20 protein-coding genes and 1 tRNA gene are annotated in these 22,054 nt (G+C 63.0%); 9 read left to right on the top strand and 12 right to left on the bottom strand.

Annotated features, from left to right (window positions below; translation table 11 throughout):
• Entirely contained in the window at window positions 1-1,191 is a 1,191-nt protein-coding gene (locus AC1Q6Z_RS06965) for a cystathionine beta-lyase (RefSeq protein ID WP_492647171.1), read from the bottom strand.
• 357 nt (window positions 1,192-1,548) lie between these two features.
• On the opposite strand from AC1Q6Z_RS06965, the gene AC1Q6Z_RS06960 reads away from it, so the two are divergent.
• From AC1Q6Z_RS06960 to AC1Q6Z_RS06945, 4 genes are all read left to right on the top strand, one after another.
• The gene (locus tag AC1Q6Z_RS06960) at window positions 1,549-2,577 is read left to right on the top strand and encodes an amino acid ABC transporter substrate-binding protein (protein WP_492647170.1); all 1,029 of its coding nucleotides are present in this window, start codon (window positions 1,549-1,551) and stop codon (window positions 2,575-2,577) included.
• A gap of 96 nt (window positions 2,578-2,673) precedes the next feature.
• Window positions 2,674-3,882 (top strand): amino acid ABC transporter permease, encoded by a 1,209-nt coding sequence (locus AC1Q6Z_RS06955; RefSeq protein ID WP_492647169.1) that lies wholly within the window; start codon window positions 2,674-2,676, stop codon window positions 3,880-3,882.
• A 1-nt stretch (window position 3,883) separates the two neighbouring features.
• Entirely contained in the window at window positions 3,884-5,038 is a 1,155-nt protein-coding gene (locus tag AC1Q6Z_RS06950) for an amino acid ABC transporter permease (protein ID WP_256116011.1), read from the top strand.
• A gap of 16 nt (window positions 5,039-5,054) precedes the next feature.
• Entirely contained in the window at window positions 5,055-5,831 is a 777-nt protein-coding gene (locus AC1Q6Z_RS06945) for an amino acid ABC transporter ATP-binding protein (RefSeq protein ID WP_256116012.1), read from the top strand.
• A 48-nt stretch (window positions 5,832-5,879) separates the two neighbouring features.
• Here AC1Q6Z_RS06945 and AC1Q6Z_RS06940 read toward each other — a convergent pair whose 3' ends face one another.
• Entirely contained in the window at window positions 5,880-6,854 is a 975-nt protein-coding gene (locus AC1Q6Z_RS06940; protein ID WP_492647168.1) for a GlxA family transcriptional regulator, read from the bottom strand.
• Between the two features lie 275 nt (window positions 6,855-7,129).
• On the opposite strand from AC1Q6Z_RS06940, the gene AC1Q6Z_RS06935 reads away from it, so the two are divergent.
• A complete protein-coding gene (locus AC1Q6Z_RS06935; protein WP_492647264.1) occupies window positions 7,130-7,564 on the top strand; it encodes a BA14K family protein in 435 nt (144 codons plus the stop codon).
• A gap of 62 nt (window positions 7,565-7,626) precedes the next feature.
• On the opposite strand, the gene AC1Q6Z_RS06930 is transcribed toward AC1Q6Z_RS06935, so the two are convergent.
• The 7 genes from AC1Q6Z_RS06930 to AC1Q6Z_RS06900 all read right to left on the bottom strand — a co-directional run bounded on the left by AC1Q6Z_RS06930 (window position 7,627) and on the right by AC1Q6Z_RS06900 (window position 13,753).
• Window positions 7,627-7,703, bottom strand: a tRNA-Arg gene (locus AC1Q6Z_RS06930).
• A 24-nt stretch (window positions 7,704-7,727) separates the two neighbouring features.
• Window positions 7,728-8,033, bottom strand: a complete 306-nt coding sequence (locus tag AC1Q6Z_RS06925) for an ETC complex I subunit (RefSeq protein ID WP_439618454.1) — start codon at window positions 8,031-8,033, stop codon at window positions 7,728-7,730.
• 285 nt (window positions 8,034-8,318) lie between these two features.
• A complete protein-coding gene (locus AC1Q6Z_RS06920; RefSeq protein ID WP_492647167.1) occupies window positions 8,319-9,077 on the bottom strand; it encodes an amino acid ABC transporter ATP-binding protein in 759 nt (252 codons plus the stop codon).
• A 29-nt stretch (window positions 9,078-9,106) separates the two neighbouring features.
• Window positions 9,107-10,228 (bottom strand): amino acid ABC transporter permease, encoded by a 1,122-nt coding sequence (locus tag AC1Q6Z_RS06915; RefSeq protein WP_492647166.1) that lies wholly within the window; start codon window positions 10,226-10,228, stop codon window positions 9,107-9,109.
• Window positions 10,225-11,436: an ABC transporter permease subunit gene (locus tag AC1Q6Z_RS06910; RefSeq protein WP_492647165.1), complete on the bottom strand. Its 1,212-nt coding sequence runs from the start codon at window positions 11,434-11,436 to the stop codon at window positions 10,225-10,227. The genes AC1Q6Z_RS06915 and AC1Q6Z_RS06910 overlap by 4 nt, the downstream gene beginning before the upstream one ends.
• A 70-nt stretch (window positions 11,437-11,506) precedes the next feature.
• Entirely contained in the window at window positions 11,507-12,538 is a 1,032-nt protein-coding gene (locus AC1Q6Z_RS06905) for a transporter substrate-binding domain-containing protein (RefSeq protein ID WP_492647164.1), read from the bottom strand.
• A 267-nt stretch (window positions 12,539-12,805) separates the two neighbouring features.
• The gene (locus tag AC1Q6Z_RS06900; protein WP_492647163.1) at window positions 12,806-13,753 is read right to left on the bottom strand and encodes a LysR family transcriptional regulator; all 948 of its coding nucleotides are present in this window, start codon (window positions 13,751-13,753) and stop codon (window positions 12,806-12,808) included.
• 134 nt (window positions 13,754-13,887) lie between these two features.
• Between AC1Q6Z_RS06900 and AC1Q6Z_RS06895 the strand changes: the two genes are divergently transcribed.
• The 4 genes from AC1Q6Z_RS06895 to dsdA are packed head-to-tail and all read left to right on the top strand — an operon-like array spanning window position 13,888 to window position 18,350.
• Window positions 13,888-15,165, top strand: coding sequence for a 2-methylserine hydroxymethyltransferase (locus AC1Q6Z_RS06895; RefSeq protein ID WP_492647162.1), 1,278 nt, complete (start codon window positions 13,888-13,890; stop codon window positions 15,163-15,165).
• 16 nt (window positions 15,166-15,181) lie between these two features.
• Complete coding sequence (folD, locus tag AC1Q6Z_RS06890) at window positions 15,182-16,075, top strand: bifunctional methylenetetrahydrofolate dehydrogenase/methenyltetrahydrofolate cyclohydrolase FolD (protein WP_492647161.1); 894 nt, start codon at window positions 15,182-15,184, stop codon at window positions 16,073-16,075.
• Window positions 16,076-16,101: 26 nt separating this feature from the next.
• Window positions 16,102-16,992, top strand: a complete 891-nt coding sequence (purU, locus tag AC1Q6Z_RS06885; RefSeq protein WP_492647160.1) for a formyltetrahydrofolate deformylase — start codon at window positions 16,102-16,104, stop codon at window positions 16,990-16,992.
• Window positions 16,993-17,030: 38 nt separating this feature from the next.
• Window positions 17,031-18,350, top strand: a complete 1,320-nt coding sequence (dsdA, locus tag AC1Q6Z_RS06880) for a D-serine ammonia-lyase (protein ID WP_492647159.1) — start codon at window positions 17,031-17,033, stop codon at window positions 18,348-18,350.
• On the opposite strand, the gene AC1Q6Z_RS06875 is transcribed toward dsdA, so the two are convergent.
• The 3 genes from AC1Q6Z_RS06875 to AC1Q6Z_RS06865 are packed head-to-tail and all read right to left on the bottom strand — an operon-like array spanning window position 18,351 to window position 21,963.
• Window positions 18,351-19,511 carry a M20 aminoacylase family protein gene (locus AC1Q6Z_RS06875; protein WP_492647158.1) on the bottom strand — a complete coding sequence of 387 codons (1,161 nt, stop codon included), beginning with the start codon at window positions 19,509-19,511 and terminating at the stop codon, window positions 18,351-18,353.
• Entirely contained in the window at window positions 19,508-20,755 is a 1,248-nt protein-coding gene (locus AC1Q6Z_RS06870; RefSeq protein ID WP_492647157.1) for a Zn-dependent hydrolase, read from the bottom strand. Before AC1Q6Z_RS06870 ends, AC1Q6Z_RS06875 begins: the two co-directional genes overlap by 4 nt.
• Window positions 20,752-21,963 carry a diaminopropionate ammonia-lyase gene (locus AC1Q6Z_RS06865; RefSeq protein WP_492647156.1) on the bottom strand — a complete coding sequence of 404 codons (1,212 nt, stop codon included), beginning with the start codon at window positions 21,961-21,963 and terminating at the stop codon, window positions 20,752-20,754. Before AC1Q6Z_RS06865 ends, AC1Q6Z_RS06870 begins: the two co-directional genes overlap by 4 nt.
• Window positions 21,964-22,054 lie beyond the last annotated feature (91 nt).

The following is a 22,054-nucleotide window of genomic DNA, read 5'->3' as shown; positions in this document are numbered from 1 at the left end:
TTAAACCGCCCGCGCCGCGGCAAGCCCGCGCTCGATATCGGCCCTGATGTCCTTGACGTCCTCAAGGCCGATCTGGAGGCGCAGCACCGGGCCGTCCTCCGGGGCCTTGGCGACGCGGCGGTCGTTGAGATTGACGTGCACCGCGAGGCATTCAAAACCGCCCCAGGAATAGCCGAGGCCGAAGATCCCCAGTGCATCGAGGAAAGCGTGCGCCTTGGCCTTGTAACGATCCGGCGAACCGCCGTTGAGGACGATCGAGAAAATGCCGCTGGATCCCTTGAAATCGCGCTTCCAGAGGTCGTGGCCGGGAAAGCTCGGCAGCGCGGGATGCAGCACGCGCGACACATCATCGACGCCTTCCAGCCAGCGCGCCAGTTCCAAGGCGCTTTCCTGGTGGCGCTCCAGCCGCACGCCCATGGTGCGCAGGCCGCGCAGCACCTGATACGCATCGTCCGGCGAGGCACAGGTGCCGAGCGCGATCTGCGTGTCGTGCAGTTGCTCCCAATGGGCGGCATTGGCCGAAACGGTGCCGAACAGCACGTCCGAATGCCCGGCCGGATATTTCGTCGCCGCATGGATGGAGACGTCGACGCCGAAATCCAGCGGGCGGAAATAGAGCGGCGTCGCCCAGGTATTGTCCATGGTCACGACCGCGCCGTGCTTGTGGGCAACGGCGGCAATAGCCGGAATATCCTGCATTTCAAACGTGTTGGAGCCCGGCGCCTCGGTGTGCACCAGCCTGGTGTTCGGCCTGATCAGCGTCTCGATGCCGGCGCCGATCATCGGATCGTAATATTCGACGGTGACGCCGAGGCGTTTCAGCATCGTGTCGCAGAAATGGCGGGTCGGGTGATAGACCGAATCGACGATCAGCGCATGATCGCCGGACGACAGATAGGCCAGGAACGGCACGGTCACGGCGGCAAGACCAGAGGGCAAGAGGATCGTGCCGGCCGAACCTTCCAGCTCGTCGATCGCGGCACAGAGCGCGTCCGTCGTCGGCGTGCCCCGCGTGCCATAAGTGTATTTCCGCGCGCGGCTTTCCATCGTCGCGGCATCGGGGAAGAGCACGGTCGAGGCATGCACGACGGGCGGATTGACGAAACCATAGTAGTCGGCCGGGTCGTTTCCGGCATGGGCAAGGCGCGTGTTCACGCCGGCGCCAGCGAGGATTTCGTCTCTGTTTTTCATGGATCTGTCCGAAGCAATGCGAGGGGTTTTGTGGGGCCGACTTTTCGCCAGCGGAACCGGCAGGTCAACCCCCATACGAAAGGATGAGCAAGCGTCCAAAGCGCTTCAAGTCCTCATTGCGCGGAAATTTTGTGCGATTTACTGCACAAGTCCACGGTTTTTTGCCCAAAAACCCATCAACTGCCGACAAATTTAGGTTACCGAACGGAAAATGGTTCGGATCACTTGACCCTGCGAAATTTTGAGCATGAGATAAGCAACCTCGCGCCGGGAGGGTGGCGAGTTTTCGTGGGCGCGCCCGTCAGGGGTGCGGGGCCTGCGGACAAAACAAAGACAACAGAAAAAGGTTGTAAAAAAATGGCAAAAAAAATCATGGCTGCGCTCGTCGGCGCTGCCGTACTGGGGCTTGGCGCACATGCAGCACAGGCGGACACGCTGACTGACGTGAAGGCAAAGGGCTTCGTGCAGTGCGGCGTGAACGGCTCGAACCTCGCCGGTTTCGGCGCACAGGATTCGGCCGGCAACTGGTCCGGTCTCGACATCGACCTGTGCAAGGCCGTGGCCGCTGCCGTCTTTGGCGACGCCACCAAGGTGAAATACACGCCGCTCTCGGCCAAGGACCGCTTCCCGGCCCTGCAGTCCGGCGAAATCGACATTCTCGCCCGCAACACCACCTGGAGCATCAGCCGCGATTCGCAGCTCGGCTTCGATTTCCGCGCCGTCAACTATTATGACGGCCAGGGCTTCATGGTGAAGAAGGAGCTCGGCGTGAAGTCGGCGCTCGAACTGTCCGGCGCCTCCGTCTGCGTGCAGTCCGGCACGACGACCGAACTCAACCTCGCCGACTTCTTCCGCTCGAACAACATGGACTTCAAGCCGGTCGTCTTCGAAGCGCAGGATGAAGCCGACGCCGCCTACAATGCCGGCCGTTGCGACGTCTACACGACGGACGCCTCGGGCCTCTACTCGATCCGCCTGAAGATGGCCAACCCGGACGACCATATGGTTCTGCCGGAAATCATCTCCAAGGAGCCGCTCGGCCCGGCCGTTCGCCAGAACGACTCCAAGTGGTTCGACATCGTGACCTGGTCGCACTACGCGATGGTTGCCGCCGAAGAATTCGGCATCACCCAGGCGAATGTCGAAGAGATGAAGAAGTCAGCCAACCCGGACATTAAGCGCTTCCTCGGCGAAGAAGCTGACAGCACCATCGGCGCCGACCTCGGCGTGCCGAAGGACTGGGCCGTGCAGATCATCAAGGCGGTCGGCAACTACGGCGAATCCTTCGAGCGCAATGTCGGCGAAGGTTCCCCGCTCAAGATCGCCCGCGGCCTGAACGGCCTGTGGACGAAGGGCGGCCTGCAGTACGCACCGCCGGTTCGCTAAGCGATCATCCGCACCACTCCGGGAGGGCAAGCGATTGCCCTCCCTTTCAAACAAAACGCCCGGAAAACAGGGCGACAACAATGTCAGGGGAAATGCATGGCTCTTGCGGATGCCCGAACAGGGTCCGGCGAACCGCCGAAGGTATCTCTTCTCTACAATCCGGCGCTGAGAAGCACTGTCTACCAGGTCGTGACGATCATCGTGATCGTCTCCGCCGTCTGGTATGCGTGGAACAACGTCGTCCAGAACCTTGCCCGCGCCAACATGTCGGCGGGCTTCGGCTTTCTGAACAGCCGCGCCGGCTTCGACGTCGCGCAGTCGTTGATCGCCTATAGCAGCGACTCGACCTATTTCCGCGCCCTTCAGGTCGGTCTCATCAACACGCTCGTGGTCGCAGCCGCCGGTATCGTCACTGCGACGATCGTCGGCCTGCTTGTCGGCATCGGGCGCCTGTCGCACAATTGGCTGATCGCCCGGCTGTGCACGATCTATGTGGAGATCTTCCGCAATATTCCGCCGCTGCTCGTCATCTTCTTCTGGTATCTCGGCGTTCTCGCCCTGCTGCCGTCGATCCGCACCATCTTCCAGCATGTGAAGGACAATCCGGACGCGATCTTCTTCATCTCGAACCGCGGCATCTACATGCCGGCGCCGGTCTTCGGCGAGGGTTTTGGCGTGGTTCTGGTCGCCTTCCTGATCGGGGTCGTCGCGGCGATCGCCTTCACGGTCTGGGCCAATGCCCGCCAGCGCGCCACGGGCATCCGCCCTCCAGTGCTCTGGATCAATCTCGGCCTGATCGTGCTGTTCCCGCTCCTCGTCTTCATCGTGATGGGCAGCCCGCTTTCGCTCGACTACGCGGTGCCGGGCTCGTTCAACATGAACGGCGGCATGGTGATCGGACCGGAATTCCTGGCGCTCTACCTCGCATTGTCGCTCTACACGGCCTCGTTCATTGCCGAGATCGTGCGCGCCGGCATCCGCGGCGTCTCGAAGGGCCAGTCGGAAGCCTCCTATGCGCTGGGGCTGCGCCCCGGCCAGGCGACGCGCCTCGTCGTGCTGCCGCAGGCGCTGCGCATCATCATTCCACCGCTCACCTCGCAGTACCTCAACCTCATCAAGAACTCCTCGCTCGCGGTGGCCGTCGGTTATGCCGATCTCGTCGCGGTCGGCGGCACCATCCTCAACCAGTCGGGCAAGTCGATCGAGATCATCTCGATCTGGATGCTGATCTACGTTTCGATCAGCCTCATCACCTCGCTGTTCATGAACTGGTTCAACGCCAAGATGGCATTGGTGGAGCGCTGATATGGCTGAAAGCATTACCTACGTCCGCAGCCAGTTCCTTGAGCCGGAGAAGGCGCCGATGTCGGATTCCTCCGCCATCGGCTGGGTCCGCAAGAACCTCTTCGCCTCGTGGAAGGACAGCATCCTGTCCCTCGTCGCGCTGGCGGCGATCCTCTACTTCATACCGGGCCTCCTCAACTGGCTGTTCGTGTCGGCCGTGTGGACCGGCGCAGACCGCACGGCCTGCCTGACCGTCGATCAGGGCGGCCAGCTTCCGGCCGGCTGGAACGGCGCCTGCTGGGCCTATGTCGGCGACCGCTTCGTCCAGTTCATGTTCGGTTCCTATCCGCGCGACGAACTCTGGCGGCCGCTCTTGGTGGTCGTCATGTTCGTCGGCCTGCTCATCCCCTTCCTGATCCCGAAGGTGCCGCGCAAGGGCCTGAACGCTCTCCTGCTGCTGATCGTGCTGCCGGTCGTCGCCTTCTTCCTGCTGCTCGGCGGCGTGTTCGGCCTGCGGCACGTCGAGACCTCGCTCTGGGGCGGGCTGATGGTGACGCTCATCATCTCCTTCGTCGGCATCGTCGTCTCGCTGCCGGCCGGTATCCTGCTGGCACTCGGCCGCCGTTCGACCATGCCGGTGCTGAAGACCGCCTGCGTCGTCTTCATCGAGTTGATCCGCGGCGTCCCGCTGATCACGGTCCTTTTCATGGCGAGCGTTCTGCTGCCGCTGTTCCTCGAACCCGGCAACAACATCGACAAGTTCCTGCGCGCGCTGATCGGCGTTTCGATCTTCGCGTCCGCCTATATGGCGGAGGTTATTCGCGGCGGTCTCCAAGCCATTCCAAAAGGGCAATATGAAGCGGCCGACGCTCTTGGTCTAAACTACTTCCACAAAATGACCTTCGTCGTGCTTCCGCAGGCCATCAAGCTCGTGATCCCCGGCATCGTGAACACCTTCATCGGCATGTTCAAGGATACCTCCCTCGTCACGATCATTTCGATGTACGATCTGCTCGGCATCGTGAAGGCAAGTTTTGGGGATTCGGCCTGGATCACGCCGGTCACGCCGCTGACGGGCCTGATCTTCGCCGGTTTCGTGTTCTGGATTTTCTGCTTCGGCATGTCGCGCTATTCGGCCTTCGTGGAACGCCGGCTCGACAAGGGCCACAAACGATAAAAGAGAGGAAACAAGAATGGCCAACCAAGCCCAGGCGCAAAAGCTGGCGGTCTCCACGACGGATGTCGCCGTCGAGATCACCAACATGAACAAGTGGTACGGCGATTTCCACGTGCTGCGCGACGTCAATCTCAAGGTCATGAAGGGCGAGCGCATCGTCATCGCCGGCCCCTCGGGCTCCGGCAAGTCGACGATGATCCGCTGCATCAATCGCCTTGAAGAGCACCAGAAGGGCCAGATCGTCGTCGATGGCATCGAGCTCACCAACGACCTCAAGAAGATCGACGAAGTGCGCCGCGAAGTCGGCATGGTGTTCCAGCACTTCAACCTCTTCCCGCACCTGACGATCCTGGAAAACTGCACGCTGGCGCCGATCTGGGTGCGCAAGATGCCGAAGAAGGACGCCGAGGAAGTGGCGATGCACTACCTCAAGCGCGTCAAGATCCCCGAACAGGCCCACAAATATCCGGGCCAGCTCTCCGGCGGCCAGCAGCAGCGCGTGGCGATCGCCCGCTCGCTCTGCATGAAGCCGAAGATCATGCTGTTCGACGAGCCGACCTCGGCGCTCGACCCGGAAATGGTCAAGGAAGTGCTCGACACCATGGTGTCTCTCGCCGAAGAAGGCATGACCATGCTGTGCGTGACGCACGAAATGGGTTTTGCCCGCCAGGTCGCCAACCGCGTCATCTTCATGGACCAGGGCCAGATCGTCGAGCAGAACTCGCCGGCAGAGTTCTTCGACAACCCGCAGCACGAGCGCACGAAACTCTTCCTCAGCCAGATCCTGCACTAGGCGGATCCGGGCGGCACAGCGAAAAGGCGGGCCAAAAGCCCGCCTTTTTCATTTGACGCGCAGCTCTGCCCGGAGCTTCAGCGGGCTTGCACCAAAATGGTTTCGAAAGGCGCGCGAAAAGGCGGAGAGACTGTCGAAGCCGCTGCGCAGCGCTACGTCCTGGATCGACAGCGGCGTATCGCGCACCATCCGCTGCGCCGCCGTCAGGCGCAGGCGCAGGTAATATTTTCCCGGCCCGATGCCGAGGCCGGTCGCAAACAACGTCTCCAGCTTGCGCGTCGAAAAACCGAGCCGCCGGGCAAGGGCTGCAATCGTCAGCGGCCGGTCGATCGTGCGCTCCATCAGGCGGATGGCGGCCGCCAATTCCGGCTGGTGCTCCCCGAGCCGTCCGAGCGAGACGAGCGGCTGGGCATCCGTCGCCGCATGGGTCTCGTCATAGACGAAGACGCTCGCCACATCGAGCGCCACCGCCGAGCCGAAACGCTCGCGCACCAGATGCAGCATCATGTCGAAGGTCGGCGAGGCGCCGCCGGACGTCCAGAGCGGCCCGTCGGTGACAAAGCGGTCGGCGCGCACATTGAGCGCCGGAAAGGCCGCCGCGAAATCCTCCAGTTCCTCCCAATGCGCCGTCGCATCGCGCCCGTCGAGCAGGCCCGACCGCGCCAGCAGCCAGCAGCCCGATTCGATGCCCGCGACCACCCCGAAGCGGCGCGCCACTTTCTTTAGCCGAGCAACGAAATTACGGTCGGCATGGCGATCCTGGTTGAAGCCGGCAATCAGCAGCAGTGCATCGCCGCTGGTGACATCGGCAAAATCCCCATCCACCCGGATCTCCACGCCGCAGGTCAACAGGACCGGCCTGCCCTGCGGCGACAGGATCGTCCAGCGGAACACCTGCTCCGGCACAACGCGGTTTGCCGCGCGCATCGGGTCGAGCACCGAGGCGAGCGACATGATCGACGACTCGGGCAGAAGGACGATCGTCACCTCGAGCGGCCCCTGCCGCAGCTCTTTTTTACGCATGTGGAAATTGTCAAAAAAGATGCGGGTTATGTCAATCGAGAAAAGCGCATTCGGGCATGATCCGCCTTACAGGAGATCTGGAGATGCAGCCGGATTGTGGTGAGAGCCCCTGTAACCCCGAACACCCTGATCCGCGTTTTACCGGAACGGGTTGGCGAGCCGAACAGGCGGACCAACCCGTTTTTTTTGCCTCTGAGACACGCCCTTTCGAGATCGCGGGGAACAACCACGGCAGTGCCGCGTTCTTCTGCCGATCAAGCACGAAAGGTTTTATCATGTTGAAGCTCAAGACCGGTTTTGCCGCGGGCGCATTGTCCATCGCCATTGCGCTGACCTCCATCGTCCCGGCCCAGGCCGTGACATTCGCGAGGGTTCCGGTTCCGGAAGCCTCGAATGTCGAACAGGTTCAGTATCGCTATGAGCGCCGCCGCGACCGCTATGAACGCCGTGCGGAACGCCGCTGGCACGGCCACCGTGGCTATCGTGAACGCCGCGCAGGCTATCGTCGTCATTCCGACGGCTGGTGGTATCCGCTTGCGGCCTTCGGTGCCGGTGCCATCATCGGTGGTGCGATTTCCAACCAGCCGCAGGCCGGCAGCGGATCGCACACGAGCTGGTGCGCCAACCGCTACCGCTCTTACCGCTCTTACGACAACACGTTTCAGCCCTACGGCGGCCCTCGCCAGCAGTGCGTTTCGCCCTATTCGTAATAGGTTGTTGTTCCCAAACAAAAGGGCAGCTCTCGAGCTGCCCTTTTTCATGTGAAAAAGCTTGGCGACCCCTGCAGGGCTCGAACCTGCGACATTCTGCTTAGAAGGCAGATGCTCTATCCAGCTGAGCTAAGGGGCCGGGACTGGTGGCGCCAGTAGAACCTCAGTGGGTCCAGGGCTGCATGCGGTTGAAGCGGAAGTTATCCGGATAGGCGACGCGCTTGCGGGTCGCTTCCTTCGGCTCGATCATGCGGTATTCGATGCCGTTGCGTTCCGCGTAAGCAATCGCCTCTTCGCTCGTCTCGAAGGTGAGCTTGACCTGCTGGTACATGTCGCCCGAGCTCGTATAGCCCATGATCGGGTCGATCGTCCGCGGCTTTTCCGCATCAAATTCCAAAACCCAGAGATGGGTCTTGGCCTTGCCGGATTGCATGGCGGTCTTGGCAGGACGATAGATCTTCGCGGTCATCGAAGCGGCTCCAGAATTCTCGCAGACAAGCACGCCGTTCCGCCGGCGCGCGTTCGAGCATGCATAACCCAGATTCCGTAAAGGGGGAATGACCGGTGGCGCATTTGCAATCGAAACGCCCGCCGAAGATGGCCGAAGTGGAAAGATCCGAAATCACACATACCGTTGAACTCTAACGGTAATTTCCACTCTTTACAACTTTGGCAAGCTTGCCTTTTATCGCTAATTTTCTTTGCCCGTATAGCTGCGAAGAGAGCGGCTTGCAATATGCCGTGTCATAGCGCCTCAATGCTTCAGCACGCGTGCGAGGAACGAGCGGGCGCGGTCGTTCTTTGGGTTGTCGAAGAAGTCGTCCGGCTTGCCGATTTCGAGGATCGCGCCCTGGTCGATATAGACGATGCGGTCGGCGACCTCGCGGGCGAAACCCATTTCGTGGGTGACGATCATCATCGTCATGCCATCAGCGGCGAGTTCGCGCATGACGTCGAGCACTTCGCCGATCATTTCGGGGTCGAGCGCGGAGGTCGGTTCGTCGAAGAGCATGAGGTGCGGCTCCATGGCGAGCGAGCGAGCGATGGCGACGCGCTGCTGCTGGCCGCCGGAAAGCTGACCCGGATATTTGTAGGCATGCGCCTTGAGACCGACGCGCTCCAGGAGCTTGAGCGCCGTCACCTCGGCTTCGTCCCTCGATTTTTTTCGCACGCGCATCGGCGCGATGGTGATGTTTTCCACCACCGTCTTGTGCGGGAACAGGTTGAATTGCTGGAAAACCATGCCGACGCCCTTACGGATGGCGACAAGCTCCTTCTCGCCGCCCAACAACCGGTCCTCCTCGACCGGCATCTGGTAGCCGTCGACCAGCAGGCTGCCGTTCTGGTACATTTCCAGCCCGTTGACGCAGCGGATCAGCGTAGATTTGCCAGACCCACTCGCGCCGATCACCACCACCACCTCGCCGCGCGACACCGAAAGGTCGACGTTCTTCAGAACGTGATGGCTGCCGTAGAATTTGTTGAGGCTTTTCATGTCGACGATGGTGTTCATCGGAGCGGCTCCTGAAGGATTGGCGTCGGTCATCGGCTGCCCCGGGCGAGATGGGCCTCAAGCTTGCGGGCGACGAAGGTGATGAGCGAACCGACGAGGAAATAGGTGAAGAACAGGAATGAATAGACTTCGTAGGTGCGGTCGCCATATTGCGGATTGGCGAGGATCATCTGACCGGCGCGCAGGAAATCCGTGAGCCCGATGATGAAGACCAGCGGCGCGGCGTTGAAGATATCGAGCACATTGCCGACGAGTGGCGGCACTACGACGCGCAGCGCCTGCGGCAGGACGATCGACCGGCTGATGTCGAATTCGCTCATGCCGAGCGAACGGGCGGCTTCGGTCTGGCCGCGCGGCACGGCCTGTAAGCCGCTGCGCACATATTCGGCCACGTAGGCGGAATAGAACAGCGTGAAGCCGACCATGCCGCGCACGACATCCGCCAGGTTGAGCTCGGGCGTCAGCACCGGCATCAGAATCCAGATCCAGTAGACGACCAGGATCAGCGGGACCGAGCGCATCACCTCGATATAGGCCGTAGAGATCATGCGAAGGCTGGAGAAGCGGCTGCGCCGTCCGAAGGCGAGCAGGATGCCGATGGGCAGGGACAGGACTGCGGTCACCAGGGTGAGCAGGACGCTGAGCAGCAGGCCGCCCCAGAGGCCGGCACCGGGCGGCGACATGACCGCGAAGATGGCGATCAGCCCGGTAAAACTCGCCGGTATCAGCACCTTGCGCGACATCGGCGCATGAGAGGTCAGGCTCCACGCACCGGCGAAGATAGCCAGAAGCACGGCGAGCGTGACAAGGTTGCTGAAGCCCGTCATCGACACCAGAAAGGCGAGAACCAGCGCCAGGAACCCGGCGTGGCGAGTCCTGAAGGCGAAGACGCATCCGAGAGCCGCCCCCAGAAGCGCTGCGATGATGGCGACTGCCACCCAGGAACGCCAGGCCTGGTCCGCCGGGAAAATCCCGATCATCAGGACACGAAGGCTCTGCGGAATGATGTCCCATCGTGCTGTCGCCAGTGCCCAGGCGAAGGCCTGGTAGATCAGCCAGAGAGTGCCAGGAATGACCGTGAGGGACAGCAGGACATCGAAAGGCTTGCCGAAAAGGTTGTGGCGGGACCATGTCAGGGATCGTGCGATCATCGCATTGCTCCGGGATTGCTCAGGCGGCGGTCGGCCCAGCTGACGGCCGCGCTGATGATCCAGCTTAGGATCAGGTAGGACACCATGACGATGACGATGCCTTCGAGACTGTGGCCCGTCTGGTTGGCGATGGTGCCGTAGATGTTGAACAGTTCCGGATAGCCGATCGCGATGCCGAGCGCCGTGTTCTTCGTGAGGCTGATATACTGGTTGCCGAAGGACGGCAGCACGACCCGGAAGACCTGCGGGAGGATGATGTCGTTGACGGTATCGCGCCGGCCAAGGCCGAGAGAGGCCGCCGCCTCCCATTGGCCTTTCGGCAGGGCATCGATGGAGCCGCGCACGATCTCGGCGATATAGGACGCGCTGTTGAAAACGATCGCCAGAAGCAGCGCCGCCATTTCCGGGCTGATGCTCGTGCCGCCGCTCGCCTGGAATTTCGAGGCGACGGGGAAGTCCAGCGCCAGGATGCCGGTGGCGAGCATCAGGGACGGCAGTGCGACGAGCGCGCCGAGACAAATCCAGCGGGTCGTCCTGTGCCTGTCGAAAATCAGCCCGAGCACGGCGACCCAGCAGGCGCTTGCGAGCGCCATCGCCATCGCAGAGCCCTCGCCCTGCCATGTGAGCGCCGGGACATAGAGGCCCTGCTGGCTGATGATGACGCCGTAGAATTTCGCGGCGGCGGCGATCGGCGGGAAATGCAGGACGACGGCGAAATACCAGAAGACGAGCTGGATGAGGAGCGGCGTGTTGCGAACGAACTCGACGCACCAGAAGGAGAGGTTGCGAACCACCCAATTGGTCGAAAGACGGCCGACGCCGAGCAGGGTTCCGAGCACCGTGCTGAGCACGATCGCAAGCACCGCGTCCTTGATCGTGTTCACGATGCCCGCGACGAAGGCCTGGGCGATCGAGCGGTCCGATGTGAAATCGCTGAAACCAAGCCAGAACCCGCTATCGAAGACGAAGGTCTTGCCCTCGCTGATGTCGAAGCCAGCCGCATCCCAGAGGAACGAGAAACTGAATTTGATGCCATGCCGCGCCAGCCCCTCCTTGACCGCGACGGCGAAGAGCACGACCAGGGCCAGTGCCGCAGCAACCACGGCAAGCTGTATGGCGTGATACCGGATCCGGTTGCGCCGCCGGCGCGCGGCCGTGAGGTCACGCTCGACCGTCAGGCCGGTCGCGTTCGTGTGTTCCAAGGTCATATCGCAGTTCCAGACGCTCGAAAGTAAGCCGAGGCAGAGAGGCTCCGCCTCGGCTCACGCGGCAGAGGGATCAGTTCCAGAGGGGCGAATAGATGGCGCCGCCCTCGGTCCAGAGCGCGTTCGGCGTGCCCTTGCGGTCGAGGAACATCTTGGTGTCCGGGCCGAGATTGCGCGCGTAGATGTCGCCGTAGTTTCCGACGGCCTTGATCGCCTGCGCCACGAAGTCGTCGTGTAGGCCGAAATCCTTGCCGTAACCGCCGCCCACTCCGAGGAATTTCTGGACGAAGGGGTCCTCGCTCTTCAGCTTCTCATCGAGATTGGCCTGCGAAATCCCGGATTCTTCCGCCTGGAACAGGCCGTAGGACGTCCAGCGCAGCGCATTGCGCCACTTGGAATCATTCGCCACGACGAACCCGCCGAAGGGCGACTTGTCGAGCGTATCGGGCAGGATCAGGTAATCGGCGGGCTTGGGCGAGTTGCCGGCCCAGGCGGCGAGCGCCGACTTGTCGGTGCTCATGGCGTTGCAGCGGCCGGAATTCAGCGCCGCGAAAAGCTTTTCGAGGTTCTCGTAGGTCAGCACCTTGGAGGCCGTCCAGCCGCGCGCCTTGAAGGCGCTGGTCAGCACCGTCTCGGTCACCGAGCCCTGCGTCGTGCAGAAGGTGGCGCCGTCGAGGTCATCGAACTTAGCAACGCCCGACTCCGTCTTCACCATGACGCCGGTGCCGTCGTAGAAATTGATCGGCAGGAAATCGATGGCGATCGAGGATTCGCGGGCGGGTTTGATGGTCGTGTGGGCGAAGACGACATCGACCTGGTTGGTGAGGACTGCGTCGAAGCGGCTCTTGTCCGTCACGGTGACGAACTTGACCTTGGACGCGTCGCCGAGAACGGCGGCGGCGATCGCCTTGCAGAAATCGACGTCGAGCCCTTCCATCTGGCCCGTCGTGGTGTTGAGGTAGCCGAAGCCGGGCGCCGTGTTGTCGGTGCCGCAATTCAGCGTCCCGCGCTGCTTGACGGTATCGAGCACAGAGGCCAAGGCGTGGCTCGCCATGAGGGCTGCGCCGGCAAAGGTGCAGGCCATCAGTATGTGTTTGAAATTCATTGTATTCCCCTGTTCTATCGCGAGTTGGCCTGCGTGAACGCGCAGGACAGCCGGTGTTGCCGAGACGTGCTTGGGCGATAGGGCAACAGCGGCTCTTGCCGTTCTGAAGCTGATGTTCCGTCGTTGGGCTAAGGTCGCTGCGGCTATCCGATGCGCGGCCCATATCAATCGACAGGGGAACGATAGGAGGGGTGTTTATACAGGTCTACTTAATTCTACTTTACATACCACTTAGAAAAACTGTTGATTTGTTCACGCTTGGCGCCGTCAACCGCCCTCTCCTTTCGACGCCTCTCCCGGGTTGGAAGTCGACCGGCGGCGCCCGCCGACCCGCTGGTTGACCTCGGCGATGAAGGCCTGCACGGCCGGACTTTTCTTCTCGCCCTTCCGGAAGGCGAGAGAGATCTTGCGCCGGATTTCCGGCACCACCTTGCAGACCCAGACGTCCTCCAGGTCGTAGCTTGCCCGCAGACCGGGCAGGATCGAGATGCCGTATCCCTCGCGAATGAGCGCGATCGTCACCTCAAAACCCTTGCAGCGCGCCACGATGTTCGGCGTGAAACCCGCCTCCTGGCAGGCATCGGAAATCATCCGGTTGTAGGTCGACGACGCCGTGTCGAGTGCCCAGCGCTCGTCCCGCAATTGATGCAGCATGACGGTCGGCTGGTTGGCGAGCGGGTGCGTCTGGGAGACCATGACGTTGAAGACGTCCTCCATCAGCGGGATCGTTTCGATGTTGGGGTCCAGCGCGCCGGGGGGCACGTTGAGATCGTCGATGAAAGCGAGATCGGTCTGCCAGCTGCGAAGCGCGGCCAAGCTTTCCGCGGGCTCCATTTCATCGAACTGCACGGTCAGGCGGGGATGGAGACGGTGCAGGTCCTGTATCGCGCCCGCCACCAGCGCCGCTGCGATGGAGGGAAAGGCGGCAACCCGCAACTCGCCGGCAATAACCTTCTTCAGCTCCGCAATATCGGCACGCGCCGATTCCAGCTCGATCAGGATACGCTCGGCCCGCTCGACAAGCTGCTTGCCGGCGGGCGTCAGCTCGACACCGCGCCCGCGGCGCTCGATCAGGTCGATGCCGACCTCCTGTTCGAGCAGCGCAATCTGCTGCGACACGGCCGAGGGCGAGACATAGAGCGCTTCGGCGACGGCGGCCATCGTCTTGCGGATCGACAATTCTCTGAGTGCGCGCAACCGGGCAAGGTCCATCATTCGTCTCCCTGACGTGAGATTGAATGATTAGCAAATCAGAACGTATGTGCAAATATTATTAACTTTTTCTGGAATGAGCGCCCGACTAGCTTTCCGGCGAACCCAAGACAGCGGTATTCGCCCGGAGACAGGTCATGACCGAACAGACACAAGCCTATTTCAACGCCTCGGTTCACGAGCGCGATCCCCTCGTGGCCGAGGCGCTCGACAACGAGCGAAAGCGCCAGCAGGACCAGATCGAACTCATCGCGTCGGAAAACATCGTCAGCCGCGCCGTGCTCGACGCGCTGGCGCATGAAATGACCAACAAGACGCTGGAAGGCTATCCGGGCAACCGCTTCCACGGCGGCGGCCAGTTCGTCGATGTCGTCGAGCAGGCGGCGATCGACCGCGCGAAGGAACTGTTCGGCTGCGCTTACGCCAATGTGCAGCCCCACTCCGGCACGCAGGCAAACCTCGCCGTCTTCTTCCTGCTGCTGAAGCCGGGCGACAAGGTTCTCTCGCTCGATCTCGCTGCCGGCGGCCACCTGTCGCACGGCATGAAGGGCAACCTCTCCGGCCGCTGGTTCGAATCGCACAATTACAATGTCGACCCGCAGACCGAAGTCATCGACTACGACGCGCTGGAGCGCATTGCCCAGGAAGTCCGCCCCACCCTTCTCATCACCGGCGGCTCGGCCTATCCGCGTGAACTGGATTTCGAGCGCATGGGCCGGATCGCCAGGAAGGTTGGCGCCTGGTTCCTCGTCGATATGGCGCATATCGCCGGCCTCGTCGCCGGCGGCGCGCATCCCTCGCCGTTCCCCCATGCCGACATCGTCACCTGCACGACGACCAAGACCTTGCGCGGCCCGCGCGGCGGCCTGATCCTCACCAACAACCCGGACTGGTTCAAGAAGCTGCAGGCCGCGGTGTTTCCCGGTGTCCAGGGCTCGCTGCACAGCAATGTGCTCGCTGCCAAGGCGATCTGCCTCGGTGAAGCGCTGCGCGACGATTTCAAAGTCTATGCCCATCAGGTGAAGGCCAATGCGCGCGCGCTTGCCGAAACCCTGATCGAGCGCGGCATCCGCATTGTCTCCGGCGGAACCGACACGCATATCGTCCTGGTCGACCTGTCGAGCAAGGGGCTCAACGGGAAGCAGGCGGAGGATCTGCTCGCGCGCGCCAACATCACAGCGAACAAGAACCCGATCCCGAACGACAGCCCGCGCCCGCCCGAATGGGTCGGCATGCGCCTCGGCGTCTCCGCCGCCACCACGCGCGGCATGAAGGAAGACGAGCTGCGCACGCTCGGCACCATCATCGCCGACCTCATCGAGGCGGAAGCGGCCGGCAACGCCGACGACATCGTGCCCGGAGCCAGGGCGAAGGTCGCAGACCTGACCCGGGCCTTCCCGGTCTACGCCCACTGATCATCGGGGAACAACGATGGGAATGGACAGGATCGCCGGCAGCGCCGTCATCGATGGCAAACGGTTCGCTGCCGGCCTGCTCGAAGACATCAAGCTCAGAGTGGAAAGCGCCAAGCAGAAGACCGGCAAGGTTCCGGGGCTCGCCGTCGTGCTCGTCGGCACCGATCCTGCGAGCGCCGTCTATGTCGGCGCGAAGCACCGCCAGACGGTGGCCGCGGGCATGCATTCGTTCAAATACGAGCTTGCCACCGACACCGGACAGGCCGAGCTGATGGCGTTGATTGGCAGGCTCAATGTCGATCCGGACGTGCACGGCATCCTGGTCCAACTGCCGCTGCCGGCCCATCTCGATGCGGCCGCGGTCATCCAGGAAATCAACCCCGACAAGGACGTTGACGGCTTCCACATTTCAAATGCCGGCCGTCTCTCGACCGGTCAGCCGGCGCTGGTGCCCTGCACCCCGCTCGGCTGCCTGATGCTGCTGAAGGATCGGCTCGGCCAAAGCCTATCCGGCCTGCACGCCGTGGTCATCGGCAAGTCCAACATCGTCGGCAAGCCCATGGCGCAGCTTCTGCTTGCGGAAAACTGCACCGTGACGATCGCCCATTCGCGCACAAAAAACACGCCGGAGCTCTGCCGTGCGGCCGATATCCTGGTCGTCGCGGTGGGGCGCCCCGGATTGGTTCGCGGCGACTGGATCAAGCCCGGTGCCGTGGTCATCGATGTCGGCATCAACCGCATCGAGGTGGACGGCAAATCGCGCATCGTCGGCGACGTCGCCTTCGAGGAGGCCGGCCACGCGGCCGCGATCACGCCCGTGCCCGGCGGCGTCGGCCCCATGACGATCGCCTGCCTGCTCTCCAACACCCTGACGGCCTTCTGCCGCCTGAACGCTATCAGCGCCGATTGATCGGTGCAGACAGAGGAATTGTCGCCATGTCCACACACCGATATGCGCTTCGCGTCGCCTGCCCTTCGATCCGGGGCGTGACGGCAGCGATCGCCAATTACCTTTCCACGAGCGGCTGCAACATCTCCGACAGCGCCCAGTTCGACGACAAGAGCACCGGTCGGTATTTCATGCGCGTCAGCTTCCATTCAGAAGAGGGCCGCACCCTCTCGCAACTGCGCGAGGGTTTCGCGGAGATCATCGAAAGATATGAGGCCGAAGCCGAATTCTTCGACGAGACGGCCAAGCGCAAAGTCGTGCTGATGGTTTCGCGCTTCGGCCATTGCCTGAACGACCTGCTCTATCGCTGGCGCATCGGCGCACTGCCGATCGACATCGTCGGCGTCATCTCCAACCATACGGACTATCAGAAGCTCGTGGTGAACCACGACATTCCATTCCACTGCATCAAGGTGACGAAGGACGACAAGCCTGCGGCCGAAGCCGAACAGATGCGGATCGTCGAAGAATCCGGCGCCGAGCTCATCGTGCTCGCGCGCTACATGCAGGTCCTGTCCGACGAGATGTGCCGCAGGATGTCCGGCCGCATCATCAATATCCACCACTCCTTTCTGCCCTCGTTCAAGGGCGCCAATCCCTACAAGCAGGCCTTCGAGCGCGGCGTCAAACTCATCGGCGCGACATCCCACTACGTGACCGCCGATCTCGACGAAGGCCCGATCATCGAGCAGGACACCGTTCGCGTCACCCATGCGCAGAGCGCCGACGACTATGTCAGCCTCGGCCGCGACGTGGAGAGCCAGGTCTTGGCGCGCGCCATTCATGCCCATATCCACGGCCGGGTTTTCGTGAACGGCAACAAGACGATCGTCTTCCCGCCATCGCCGGGTTCCTATGTCTCCGAACGCATGGGCTGAGCCGCTACGACTAAGCCGCAACCAGATTGGAAGCCGCGATGACATTTCAACTCCCGAACGATCCCGCCCGCGATGACGTGCTTGCCGCCCGCCCGACGCTATGGATCAACTCGCTCTATCGCGACAACGCGATCGGCGACGGTTCCCTGCAGCTCACCCCGGACCAGGTCGATGAGGCGCAGGCGAACTGGACGCGGCTGGCACCCCTACTCGAAAGCTGCTTTCCCGAATTGAAGGCGACGGCGGGAGCAATCCGCTCGAACCTGATCGAGCTGGAGACGCTTCGGGATACCCTCGGCTATGGCGGCTCCGAATTCGGCCGGGTGTTCGTGAAGGCGGACAGCGCGCTGCCGGTTGCCGGGTCGATCAAGGCGCGCGGCGGCGTCTACGAGGTCTTCGTTTTCGCCGAGGCGCTCGCCAGGCGCGAAGGCCTCCTAAAGGACGGTCAGGATATCCGCGACCTGGCCGGCGCCGCGGCGAAAGCTCTGTTCTCCCACCACACGATCGCCGTCGGCAGCACGGGAAACCTCGGGCTTAGCGTCGGCGTCGCCGCCCGCGCCCTCGGCTTCAGGGCCACCGTCCATATGTCGTCCGACGCCAAGGCCTGGAAGGTGGAGCGGCTGCGGAGGCTCGGCGTGGAGGTCGTGCAGCACGAGGCGGACTACACCACCGCCGTCGAGAATGCCCGCATTATCGCGGAAAGCGACCCATCCATCTATTTCGTCGACGACGAACAATCCCGGCAGCTGTTCCTCGGCTACAGCGTCGCGGCGCTGGAACTCGCAGAACAGCTCAATGTGCTGAGGATCGTCGTCGATGCTGAGCATCCGCTGTTTCTCTACCTGCCATGCGGCATCGGCGGCGCACCCGGCGGCGTCACCTACGGCGCCAAGAAAGTTTTTGGCGACTTTGTCCATTGTTTCTTCGTCGAGCCCGTCCAGTCGCCCTGCGCGCTCGTCCATATGATGAGCGGCTCGGACGACCTCGTCTCGGTATACGACGTAGGCCTCAGCAACAGGACCGAAGCCGACGGCATGGCGGTCGCGCGCATGTCGGCCTTCGTGGCACGCGTCATGCGCAACATGCTTGCCGGCGTCTTCACGGTCGACGACATATCGCTCTTTCGTTGGCTGCTTATCGCCCATTCGACCCAGGGCTTGCGCCTAGAACCATCAGCAGCCGCAGGCTTCGCCGGGCCCGAATTCGTCGTGAATCATCCGCAGGGACGTGCATTCTGCGAGCGGTTGAACATTGCCGATCGCCTGTCGCAGGCGACCCACATCGTCTGGACGACCGGGGGATCCTTCGTGCCGCAGGAGCAGTTCGAGGCCTTCCTGGAAACCGCCAGAAAGCTCTGATCACCCGACCGCGCATCTGCGCCGGATCATTCCGGCGTGGAAATCCGCGCCGTGCAGGAGCCCTTCATCGTTGAAATCGTAGGTGGGATTGTGCAGCGGCGCCGACTCCCGGCCGTTGCCGAGGAAGACGAAGCAGCCGGGTACGTGGGCGAGGAAATGCGCAAAATCCTCCGACCCCGTCATCGGCTCGGCCGCGAGCCTGACGTCATCCGGTCGCAGGATACTGCGTGCGACGGCGAAGGCTTCTTCGACGAGCGCCGCATCGTTCAAGAGCGGCACGAACTCCCTCGTATAGGCAACCGTCGCGGTGACGTTGTGCGCCAGCGCCGTGCCCTCCGCGATGATGCGCATCTGCTTTTCGATGGAAGCGCTTACTTCCGGCCGGAAGCTGCGGGCATCGCCCAGCACGCGCGCCAGCCCCGGAAGCGCGTTGCGCGTGCCGTCGGTGATGAGTTCCGTGACCGAAACGACGCCCACATCCGTCGGGCTCAGACGGCGCGAGACGATGGTCTGGAGACTGGTGACCAGCGCGCAGGCCGCGACGAGCACCTCGTTGCCCCAGTGCGGCCGCGCCGCATGGCCGCCCACACCTTGAAGCACGATCTCGAAATTGTCCTCCGCGGACATGAAAGGGCCGGGCCGCGTCTCGAAATGCCCGACCGGCAGGCCCGGCATATTGTGGATACCGTAAATCTCATCGAAGGTAAAACGCTGCATGAGGCCATCGTCGAGCATGGCGAGCGCGCCCTTGCCCCATTCCTCTGCCGGCTGGAAGATGAAGCGGACCGTGCCGTCAAAACCGCCCTCTTCGGCCAGCATCTTCGCGGCGCCGAGCAGCATCGCCGTGTGTCCGTCATGTCCGCAGGCATGCATGACGCCCGGATTTTGCGAACGATAGGCGCTTTCGCCCTGCTCGGGGATCCTCAGCGCATCCATATCCGCCCTGAGCGCGACGGCGCGATTGCCCGCTCCGCGCTTCAGCGTCCCGACGACACCCGTGCCGCCGACGCCTTCCACGACCTCGTCGAGGCCGAACTCGCGAAGCTTCGCCGCCACGAAGGCCGCGGTCCGCTTCTCCTCGAAGCCGAATTCGGGATGGGCGTGCAGGTCTCGCCGCCATGCGGTCATTTCGGCGTGAAGCGCCTTCCTGTCGATGGTCATGCCGTTTCTCCTTCAGCGGCCAGGCGGCGAACGACATCGAGCAGGATGTTGAGCCCGGCAACAAGGTCGTCGTCCGCGGTATATTCCTTTGGATTGTGGCTAATGCCACCGGCGCTCGGCACGAAGATCATCGCGGCGGGCGCGATTCGGGCGATCATCTGCGCATCGTGGCCGGCGCCGGATGTCATGCGTTTGCAGGAAAGACCGCGCTCTCCGGCCGCTGCCTCGATGTGCTCGACAATCCCCCGGTCGAACGTTACCGGTTCGAACCGGGCCAGCCGCTCGACGGAAACCGACACCCGCTCTTCCATCGCCAAAACGTCGAGGAATGCGGCAAGGGCCGCCTCCTCCTGCGTCAAGCGCCCCTCGTCCGGATCGCGCAGGTCGACCGTGAAGGTGGCGCGCGATGGGATCACGTTGATGGCGTTGGGCTCAAAGCGCATGCAGCCGACCGTGGCGACGGTCGGCGTGTTGGCGGCCACCGCGCGCTCCCGCAGGAAGGTGACGACGCGTGCGGCCGCATGGCCGGCATCGCGGCGCATCGACATGGGCGTGGTGCCGGCATGGTTGGCGTCGCCGTCGATCGTCACCCGCTGCCAGGAAATCCCCTGCAGGTTCTCCACTGCGCCTATGGAGACGCCTTCACGCTCCAGCACCGGGCCTTGTTCTATGTGCAGTTCGACATAGGCCTGCGGCTTCAGGAAACCGGGCTCATAGCCGCCGGCGTAGCCGATGCGGGCGAGTTCGTCGCCGAGCACCGTTCCATCCGTCCCGACCGATGCGAGCGCCGCATCGACATCGAGCCCGCCCGCATAGACCAGCGAGCCCATCATGTCGGGCGCGTAACGCACGCCTTCCTCGTTGGTGAAGGCGGCGACGACCACGGGGCGCGATGGCCGAAAACCATCGGCTTTCAAGGTCTCGATCACCTCCAGCCCTGCAAGAACGCCGTAACATCCGTCATAGATGCCGGCGTCGATGACCGTGTCGATATGGGAGCCGAGCATCAGCGGTGCCGTATCGTCCAGGCCTTCCGGCCGCCAGATGCCAAAAATGTTGCCGATGCGATCCACGGCGACATCGAAGCCGGCTCCCTCCAGCCAGGCCACGAACTGGTCGCGCCCCAGCTTTTCCGTATCGGAGGCGGCAAGGCGCACAAGCCGGCCTTCGCCATCACGCCCGATTGAACCGAGGGTCCGGATACGCCCGAGAAGTCGCTCCGCATTGATCGATGGATGGCTCATGCACCAGCGCCCTTGTTGTTACGCGCCGCAACGACCGCAGGCGAAAACCCGACGATTTCCGCGTATTTTCCGGGGTCCGTGGCACCCTCCGTGTTCACCAGGAAGATGCGCGACCGGGCGTCGAGGCCCAGTGCAGCCTTGGCCGCCGGATCGGCCATCGCACACGTCAGACCCGCAAGACCGACCCCGCCGCTTTCCCCCGCAACGATGGCGGGATCGCCAGCCACCGGATTGGCGAGTTGCCGCATCACCGCAACCGCATCCTCTTCATCGACGGTCATGAACGCATCCGCGACGCGGGACAGGATACGCCACGCGATGAGCGACGGCTCGTAACATTCGAGCATGGCCATGACGGTCGGCGCGCCATGCGCGATCGTCACAGGATGGCCAGCCCGCGCCGTCTCGAAGAGGCAGGCGGCGCGGGCCGGATCGACGACGGTGAAGACAGGGCGGGCTTCGCCGAATTCGAGCGCGAGGTGGCCGGCAACGGCAGCGGCTATGCCGCCCACGCCTGACTGGATGAAGACATGGGTCGGAGGCTCCGGCAGTTTCCGCAGCGCCTCGCGCACGAGCGCGGTATAGCCCTGCATCACCAGACCGGGAATGCGCTCATAGCCGGGCCAGGACGTGTCGGAGACGATCGTCCAGCCCCTTTCGGCTGCCACGCGCGCAGCCTCGCGGACAGAATCGTCATAGGTGCCCTCGACGCGGACCATCTCCGCACCGAAGCGGGCAATGGCGGCCACCCGTTCATCGCTGACGCCGGAATGCACGAAGATCGCCGCGCGTGCGCCCACGAGCTCAGCGCCCTGCGCGACGGACCGGCCGTGATTGCCATCCGTGGCGCAAGCGACCGTCATGCTGCGCGCGACGGCCTGCACCTCCGGCGCATGAAGCTCGGACATGTCGATGACCCGGTCGAGCCGCCTGCCGGCCTCGTCCAACACGAGCCGGATCACCGCATAGGCCCCGCCGAGCGCCTTGAAACTGCCGAGCCCGAGACGGTGCCCCTCATCCTTGATGTGAACCGCACCGACGCCGAGTTTTTCCGCCAGCCCCGGCAGCGCGACAAGCGGCGTCTCCACATGGTTGTCACGGAAGGACAGATGGCGTTCGACCTCTGCGGCGGCGGCGGCGCCAAGGGTCCCGGCATCGCGCGGATCGAGCGGAGCGCGATAATCGGCATGGGAATTCTTGAGAAACATGGGCGGCCTCCTTCGATGTGGTTGTTGAAAGATATTGCAACCCCATCGAAATGAGCGCTGATATTCGACCTCCGTTTTGCAAGTTTGTTTC

The sequence above is a fragment of the Shinella sp. GW835-FHT14H05 genome (genome assembly GCF_058793575.1).
Note: the sequence above shows the minus strand (reverse complement) of the source record. Positions and strands in the feature narration are given on the sequence as shown.

Coding starts and splice junctions, on each gene's coding strand:
- AC1Q6Z_RS06900 (WP_492647163.1), bottom strand. CDS start 13,753: ATGATGGACCTTGCCCGGTTGCGCGCACTCAGAGAATTGTCGATCCGC.
- AC1Q6Z_RS06875 (WP_492647158.1), bottom strand. CDS start 19,511: ATGACCATCGACAGGAAGGCGCTTCACGCCGAAATGACCGCATGGCGG.
- folD (WP_492647161.1), top strand. CDS start 15,182: ATGGGAATGGACAGGATCGCCGGCAGCGCCGTCATCGATGGCAAACGG.
- dsdA (WP_492647159.1), top strand. CDS start 17,031: ATGACATTTCAACTCCCGAACGATCCCGCCCGCGATGACGTGCTTGCC.
- AC1Q6Z_RS06895 (WP_492647162.1), top strand. CDS start 13,888: ATGACCGAACAGACACAAGCCTATTTCAACGCCTCGGTTCACGAGCGC.
- purU (WP_492647160.1), top strand. CDS start 16,102: ATGTCCACACACCGATATGCGCTTCGCGTCGCCTGCCCTTCGATCCGG.
- AC1Q6Z_RS06925 (WP_439618454.1), bottom strand. CDS start 8,033: ATGACCGCGAAGATCTATCGTCCTGCCAAGACCGCCATGCAATCCGGC.
- AC1Q6Z_RS06920 (WP_492647167.1), bottom strand. CDS start 9,077: ATGAACACCATCGTCGACATGAAAAGCCTCAACAAATTCTACGGCAGC.
- AC1Q6Z_RS06910 (WP_492647165.1), bottom strand. CDS start 11,436: ATGACCTTGGAACACACGAACGCGACCGGCCTGACGGTCGAGCGTGAC.
- AC1Q6Z_RS06865 (WP_492647156.1), bottom strand. CDS start 21,963: ATGTTTCTCAAGAATTCCCATGCCGATTATCGCGCTCCGCTCGATCCG.
- AC1Q6Z_RS06870 (WP_492647157.1), bottom strand. CDS start 20,755: ATGAGCCATCCATCGATCAATGCGGAGCGACTTCTCGGGCGTATCCGG.
- AC1Q6Z_RS06905 (WP_492647164.1), bottom strand. CDS start 12,538: ATGAATTTCAAACACATACTGATGGCCTGCACCTTTGCCGGCGCAGCC.
- AC1Q6Z_RS06955 (WP_492647169.1), top strand. CDS start 2,674: ATGGCTCTTGCGGATGCCCGAACAGGGTCCGGCGAACCGCCGAAGGTA.
- AC1Q6Z_RS06960 (WP_492647170.1), top strand. CDS start 1,549: ATGGCAAAAAAAATCATGGCTGCGCTCGTCGGCGCTGCCGTACTGGGG.
- AC1Q6Z_RS06965 (WP_492647171.1), bottom strand. CDS start 1,191: ATGAAAAACAGAGACGAAATCCTCGCTGGCGCCGGCGTGAACACGCGC.
- AC1Q6Z_RS06950 (WP_256116011.1), top strand. CDS start 3,884: ATGGCTGAAAGCATTACCTACGTCCGCAGCCAGTTCCTTGAGCCGGAG.
- AC1Q6Z_RS06945 (WP_256116012.1), top strand. CDS start 5,055: ATGGCCAACCAAGCCCAGGCGCAAAAGCTGGCGGTCTCCACGACGGAT.
- AC1Q6Z_RS06940 (WP_492647168.1), bottom strand. CDS start 6,854: ATGCGTAAAAAAGAGCTGCGGCAGGGGCCGCTCGAGGTGACGATCGTC.
- AC1Q6Z_RS06915 (WP_492647166.1), bottom strand. CDS start 10,228: ATGATCGCACGATCCCTGACATGGTCCCGCCACAACCTTTTCGGCAAG.
- AC1Q6Z_RS06935 (WP_492647264.1), top strand. CDS start 7,130: ATGTTGAAGCTCAAGACCGGTTTTGCCGCGGGCGCATTGTCCATCGCC.